This is a genomic window from Amycolatopsis rhizosphaerae, from assembly GCF_007713715.1.
In the GTDB taxonomy this organism is placed as follows: Bacteria; Actinomycetota; Actinomycetes; order Mycobacteriales; family Pseudonocardiaceae; genus Amycolatopsis_E; species Amycolatopsis_E rhizosphaerae.
In genome coordinates, this window is the sequence record NZ_VJWX01000419.1 from 1 (window position 1) to 6,239 (window position 6,239).

A 6,239-nucleotide genomic window follows, 5' to 3' on the forward strand; every position below is an offset into this window, starting at 1 on the left:
ACTCTGGCTCGGGCCGGGTGTGCCGCTCCCGCTCGAACGAGGCGCGCCCTACCGGACCGACGACGGAATCACCGGGGAGATCCGGAGTTTCCACCCGCTGGACCGGGTGCGGCTGACCTGGCGCCCGTCCGGCTGGGGGCACGACTCCACGGTGCAGGTGACGGTCCGGTCGTCGGGCCCGAAGACCGCGCTGCGATTCCACCAGGAACGGCTTTCGGGTCCGGAAGAACGTGCCGCGCAGCACGAGTACTGGCAGGCGAAGATGGACCGCGTGGCGGAGGCGCTGGCGGCAGCCACCCGCTGAGCACGGGCACGATTTCCCCCGGTGAGCCGTTGTCGGGACACGAGGACGGTCACTGGTGGGAGGAAAAGGACATGCTGCTCGACGAGCCGGTCCAGCTCGATCACGACTTCATCCACGATCCGCACGCCGTCTATGCCGCTCTGCGTGCCGAAGCACCGGTCCGCCCGGCGATCATGCCGAGAGGTCTGCGGGTCTGGCTGGTCACCCGCTACGCCGAGGCCAGGGAGCTGCTCGCCGATCCCCGGCTGAGCAAGGACAACCAGCGGGCGGCGGAGCTGTTCCGGCAGAGGATCACCGCGACGGGCCAGGCCGCCTTCTCCTCGTCGCTGGCCGCGCACATGCTCAACACGGACCCACCGGATCACACCCGGCTGCGCAAGCTGGTGAACAAGGCGTTCACCGCGCGCACCGTGTCCCGCTTGCGGCCCCGGATCGAGGAGATCGCGGACGAGTTGCTCGACGAGGTGGCCGCGGCGGGCACGGTGGACCTGCTCGAGGCCTTCGCCTTCCCGCTGCCGATCACGGTCATCTGCGAACTCCTCGGGGTGCCCAGCACGGATCGCGACCGGTTCCGGGCCTGGTCCAACACCATCGTCTCGGCCTCAACCCCCGAGCGGCTGCACGAGGATTCCACCGCGCTGGCCGCCTACCTCGCCGAACTGATCGCGGCCAAGCGCGGGAAACCGACCGAGGATCTGCTCTCCGACCTGGTCCACGTGTCGGACGCGGACGATCAGCTCTCGGAGGTCGAACTCGTCTCGATGGCCTTCCTGCTGCTGGTCGCGGGCCACGAGACCACGGTCAACCTGATCGGCAACGGTGTACTGGCCCTGCTGCGCCACCCCGATCAGCTCGCGATGCTGCGGTCGGATCCCTCGCTGGTGCCCAACGCGGTCGAGGAGTTCCTGAGGTTCGACGGTCCGATCAATGTCGCCACCGTGCGCTTCACGACCGAGCCGGTCCTCGTCGGTGAGGTCGAAATCCCGGAGGGCGAGTTCGTCATGGTGTCGCTGATGGCCGCGAACCGGGACGCGGAACGGTTCCCCGAACCCGACCGGCTCGACGTGACCCGTGCGGCCGGGGGCCATCTCGCCTTCGGGCACGGGATCCACTACTGCGTCGGCGCGCCGCTGGCCCGCCTCGAAGCCGGGATCGCACTGGGCAAGCTGGTGAGCCGGTTCCCGAAGCTGGAACTCGACGGAGAGGCGGGGGCGTTGCGGTGGCGGGACAGCACGCTGATCCGGGCACTGGAAACCCTGCCGGTCCGCGTCGGCTGAGTCCCGCGGGAGCACCGGGGTAGGGTGCCGGCTGTGCGCCCGGAGGAACTGCTCGCTCTCGACGCCCGGCACGTGTGGCATCCCTACGCCCCGATGCCGGGGCAGGTGCCGCCGCTGCTGGTGACCGAGGCCTCCGGGGTGCGGTTGCGGCTGGCGGACGGCCGGGAGCTGGTGGACGGCATGTCCTCGTGGTGGGCGGCCATCCACGGCTACCGGAACCCGGTGCTCGACGCGGCCCTGACCACGCAGGCGGGCCGGATGAGCCATGTCATGTTCGGCGGGCTGACGCACGAACCGGCGATCCGGCTCGCCACGCGGCTGGCGGAGCTGACCCCGGACGGGCTGGAGCACGTTTTCCTCTGCGATTCGGGGTCGGTGGCCGTCGAAGTGGCGGTCAAGATGTGCCTGCAGTACTGGCGGTCGGCGGGGCGCGGGGAGAAGCGCCGTCTGCTGACCTGGCGCGGGGGCTACCACGGAGACACCTTCCACCCGATGAGCGTGTGCGATCCGGAGGGCGGAATGCACGCGCTGTGGCGGGGTGTGCTGCCGGAGCAGGTCTTCGTGCCCGAACCGCCCGCGGGCTTCGGTGCACCGGTGGAACAGTCCTATGTGGATGTTCTCGAGGCGTCGATCGCGCGGCACGCCGGGGAACTGGCCGCCGTCATCGTCGAACCCGTGGTCCAGGGCGCCGGGGGCATGCGATTCCACCACCCCGGATATCTCCGGGTGCTGCGCGAGCTGACCGAGGCCCATGACGTGCTGCTGGTCTTCGACGAGATCGCCACCGGCTTCGGGCGCACCGGCGCGCTGTTCGCCGCGGAGCACGCGGGGGTGACCCCCGACGTCCTGTGCCTCGGCAAGGCGCTGACCGGCGGCTACCTGAGCCTGGCCGCCGCGCTGTGCACGCCGGAGGTGGCCGCCGGGATCTCGCGGGGCGAGGTGCCGGTGCTGGCACACGGTCCCACGTTCATGGGCAACCCGCTGGCCTCGGCGGTCGCCAACGCCTCGCTCGACCTGCTGGCCGAGCGGGACTGGCGGGCGGAGGTCCGGCGGATCGAGGCCGGCCTGAGCGCGGGTCTCGCCGCCGCCTCCGGGCTCGGCACGGTGGTGGACGTGCGGGTGCTCGGGGCGATCGGGGTGGTGCAGCTCGATCATCCGGTGGACCTGGCGAAGGCGACGGTGGCCGCCACGGAGCGCGGGGTGTGGCTGCGGCCGTTCCGCGACCTGGTGTACACCATGCCGCCGTACCTGTGTGGCGACGACGAGATCGCCTCGATCGCGGAGGCGATGGTGGCCGCCGCGCGCGTGGCCTGAGGCGGCTTCCACGGAGCACTGGCGGCAGTGTCCTGAGTGGACGGAGCCAAGGTTCACCCGATTTGGTGTGAGCGCGGTGACTGCGGGAAAAGTGATCACGCGGTGTCGTCAACGTCCGATGTCGCCACTCGTGAGAGTGACGCTTTCCTGCTCCGGGTTGCGTGGTTTGGTCCGGAATCTCCCGGAATGTCGCTCGCGGTTCATTGTGAACAAGACGTGAGGATCTCTTTACATAACGGACATTCCGCCCGGTTTTCGGTATCACTGGATTGCCGGCTGTCATCGCGGATGCCGGATTCCCCTGCCACCCCCCGTATCGGGGCCCTCATGACGGAGGCACGAATGATCGACCTGTCCGCTCGTGAACGCGAGCACGAGCACGCACCACCCGGCCCGCGCTGGCGGTCGGCGCTGCACACCCTGCGCCACGACCTCCCGGCTTCGCTGGTGGTGTTCCTGGTGGCGGTTCCCCTCTCGCTGGGCATCGCGCTCGCCTCGGGGGCCCCGGTGGTCGCCGGGCTGATCGCGGCGATCGTCGGCGGCATAGTGGCCGGAGCGCTCGGCGGATCGGCCCTGCAGGTCAGCGGTCCGGCGGCGGGGCTCACCGTGATCATGGCCGAGACCATCGCCGAGTTCGGCTGGGCCGCCACCTGTGCGATCACCATGCTGGCCGGAATGCTGCAGATCCTCTTCGGGCTCAGCCGCGTGGCCCGCGCCGCGCTCGCCATCTCCCCGGCCATCGTGCACGGCATGCTCGCCGGCATCGGCGTGACCATCGTGCTGGCCCAGCTGCACGTCGTACTGGGCGGCAGCGCACAGAGCTCCCCCGTGGACAACCTGCTCCAGCTCCCGCGCCAACTGGTGGCCCTGCACGGCCAGGCCACTCTGCTCGGCCTGCTCACCATCGCCGTGCTGCTGATCTGGGGCAGGCTGCCCGCGGCCGTCCGCAAGGTGCCAGGCCCCTTGGTCGCCATCGCCGGGGTCACGGTCCTGTCCGTGGCCGCCGGTATGAACGTGCCCCGCGTGGACGTGCCGTCGAACGTGCTCGAAATCCGCTTCGTGCCGATGCTTCCCGACGGCGGCTGGTTCGACTTCGGCCTCGCCGCCGTGACCGTGGCGCTGGTCGCGAGTGTCGAGAGCCTGCTCTCCGCCGTGGCCACCGACAAGATGCACACCGGGCCGAGAGCCGATCTCAACCGTGAACTCGTGGGGCAGGGGGCCGCGAACCTAGCGTCCGGGGCGCTCGGCGGCCTGCCCGTTACCGGTGTGATCGTCCGCAGCTCCACCAACGTCCAGTCCGGCGCGCGCTCCCGCGCCTCCGCGGTGCTGCACGGGCTGTGGGTCCTGCTGTTCGTGGCGGTGCTGGCCGGGCTCGTCCGCAACATCCCGCTCGCCGCGCTGGCGGGGCTCCTGGTGCACGTGGGTGCCCGGCTGGTGAACGTCGAGCACATCAAGGACGTGCTCCGGCACGGGGATCTGCCGGTCTACCTGATCACGCTGGGCGGGGTGGTCGCGTTCGATCTGCTCACCGGGGTGCTGGTCGGGCTCGGCACCGCCGCGGTGATCATGCTGCGGCGGCTGCTCTGGGCCGGCATCCACGCCGAACGCGACGGCGAGGAATGGCGTGTCGTGGTCGAAGGCGCGCTGTCGGCCCTGTCGATCCCCCGGCTTTCGGCCGTCCTCGGCGGCATCCCACGGGGCACGCGCGTCACCCTCGAACTCGTCGTCGACTACCTCGACCACGCCGCCTTCGACCTCCTTTCGAGCTGGCAGCAGGCCCACGAGCGGGCCGGGGGCCGGGTACTGGTGGACGAGATCGGGCACCCGTGGTTCGAGCGCGGCAAGGCGGGGGAACCGACCGTGCACCGGGCGCGGGCCAAGCCGGTCGTGCCCCGCTGGTTCGCCCCGTGGTCGCAGTGGCAGCGCGGGCAGGAGGACACGGCGGTGGAGGTCCCCGCCCAGCGCTCGCCGGAAAGCTCGATGCGCCGGGGAATGGTGGAGTTCGAGCGCCGCACCGCGGAACTGGTCCGGCCGATCCTGAGCAGGCTGGCGAACGTGCATGAACCGCAGACGTTGTTCCTCACCTGCGGCGACGCGCGGATCGTGCCGAACCTGATCACCAGCAGCGGGCCGGGCGACCTGTTCACCATCCGCAACATCGGCAACCTGGTGCCGGACCACGCCCTCTGCGAGGACGGGGCCGACGCCTCGATCGGGGCCTCACTGGAGTTCGCCGTGGACGTGCTTAAGGTGCGCGAGATCGTGGTGTGCGGGCATTCCTCGTGCGGGGCGATGAAGGCCCTCATCGACGGGGCCCCGGCGGACAGCCCCGCCCTGCGCACGTGGCTGCGGCATGCCGCGCCGAGCCTGGAGCGGGCCCGGCGGCACTCGCCGGTCACGATCGAGGGCGAGGTGCCCGGATCGGAAACCGACCGACTGGCGCTGCACAACGTGCTGCAACAGCTCGACCGGCTCCGGGAGTACCCGACCATCGCCCGTGCCCAGGCGCGCGGGGACATCGAACTGGTGGGCATGTACTTCGACGTGGGTGCAGCCAGGGTGCACCTCTACGACGCCGGAAGCGGCACGTTCACCTCGGCGGGCCGCCGGAGCGTCACCGGTTAGGAGGCGATCGGCGGTGAATTGAAGCGGGGAAGGGCCACTGCGCCGACGCCGGTACTACGGTGAACTGCCGTGAGCATCCTGGTAGTGACCGGAACGGGTACCGGCGTCGGCAAGACGGCCGTGACCGCCGCGATCGCCGCACTCGGCAGGGCGGACGGCAGGCGGGTCGCGGTGCTCAAACCGGCGCAGACGGGCGTGGCTCCGGGCGAGCCGGGTGACCTCGCCGAGGTGGTGCGGCTGGCGGGCGAAGTCACCACGCGCGAGCTGCGGCGCTACCCGGACCCGCTGTCGCCGGAGGCGGCCGCCCGGCGCAGCGGCATCCCGGTGGTCGGGCCTGCCGAGATCGCCGCGGCGGCGACCGAACTCGGCACCGGACACGATCTGGTGCTGGTCGAGGGGGCGGGGGGCCTGCTGGTCCGGTTCGGCCCCGATGGCAGCACCCTCGCCGACGTCGCGTGGGCGCTCGGCGCCGCCGTCCTGGTGGTGGCCGAGGCGGGCCTCGGCACGCTCAACGCCACGGCGCTCACCGCGGAGGTCGCCACCGCTCGCGGCCTGCACGTGCCCGGTGTGGTGATCGGCTCGTGGCCTGCCGAGCCCGATCTGGCCATGCTCTGCAATGTGGTGGACCTGCCGGTCGCCGCCGGCGCACCGCTGCTCGGCGCCCTGCCCGCCGGGATCGGCGGGCAGGACCGGGCCGGGTTCCTCGCCAGGGCCCGGGC

5 protein-coding genes are annotated in these 6,239 nt (G+C 71.3%); all 5 read left to right on the forward strand.

Going from position 1 to position 6,239, the window contains the following annotated elements:
- The coding region (locus tag FNH05_RS29270) for an SRPBCC domain-containing protein (RefSeq protein ID WP_144592081.1) at positions 1–304 on the forward strand (304 nt) is incomplete at its 5' end.
- Between the two features lie 71 nt (positions 305–375).
- A complete protein-coding gene (locus tag FNH05_RS29275; RefSeq protein WP_144592084.1) occupies positions 376–1,581 on the forward strand; it encodes a cytochrome P450 family protein in 1,206 nt (401 codons plus the stop codon).
- A gap of 33 nt (positions 1,582–1,614) precedes the next feature.
- Positions 1,615–2,895 carry an adenosylmethionine--8-amino-7-oxononanoate transaminase gene (locus FNH05_RS29280; protein WP_144592082.1) on the forward strand — a complete coding sequence of 427 codons (1,281 nt, stop codon included), beginning with the start codon at positions 1,615–1,617 and terminating at the stop codon, positions 2,893–2,895.
- A gap of 342 nt (positions 2,896–3,237) precedes the next feature.
- A complete protein-coding gene (locus tag FNH05_RS29285; protein ID WP_144592085.1) occupies positions 3,238–5,520 on the forward strand; it encodes a SulP family inorganic anion transporter in 2,283 nt (760 codons plus the stop codon).
- A 69-nt stretch (positions 5,521–5,589) separates the two neighbouring features.
- Positions 5,590–6,239 (forward strand): dethiobiotin synthase (gene bioD / locus FNH05_RS29290; protein ID WP_144592083.1); only part of this gene is annotated, 650 nt, incomplete at its 3' end.

Excerpts from the sequence above, each read along its gene's own strand:
- FNH05_RS29275 (WP_144592084.1), top strand. The coding sequence starts at position 376 with ATGCTGCTCGACGAGCCGGTCCAGCTCGATCACGACTTCATCCACGAT.
- FNH05_RS29285 (WP_144592085.1), top strand. The coding sequence starts at position 3,238 with ATGATCGACCTGTCCGCTCGTGAACGCGAGCACGAGCACGCACCACCC.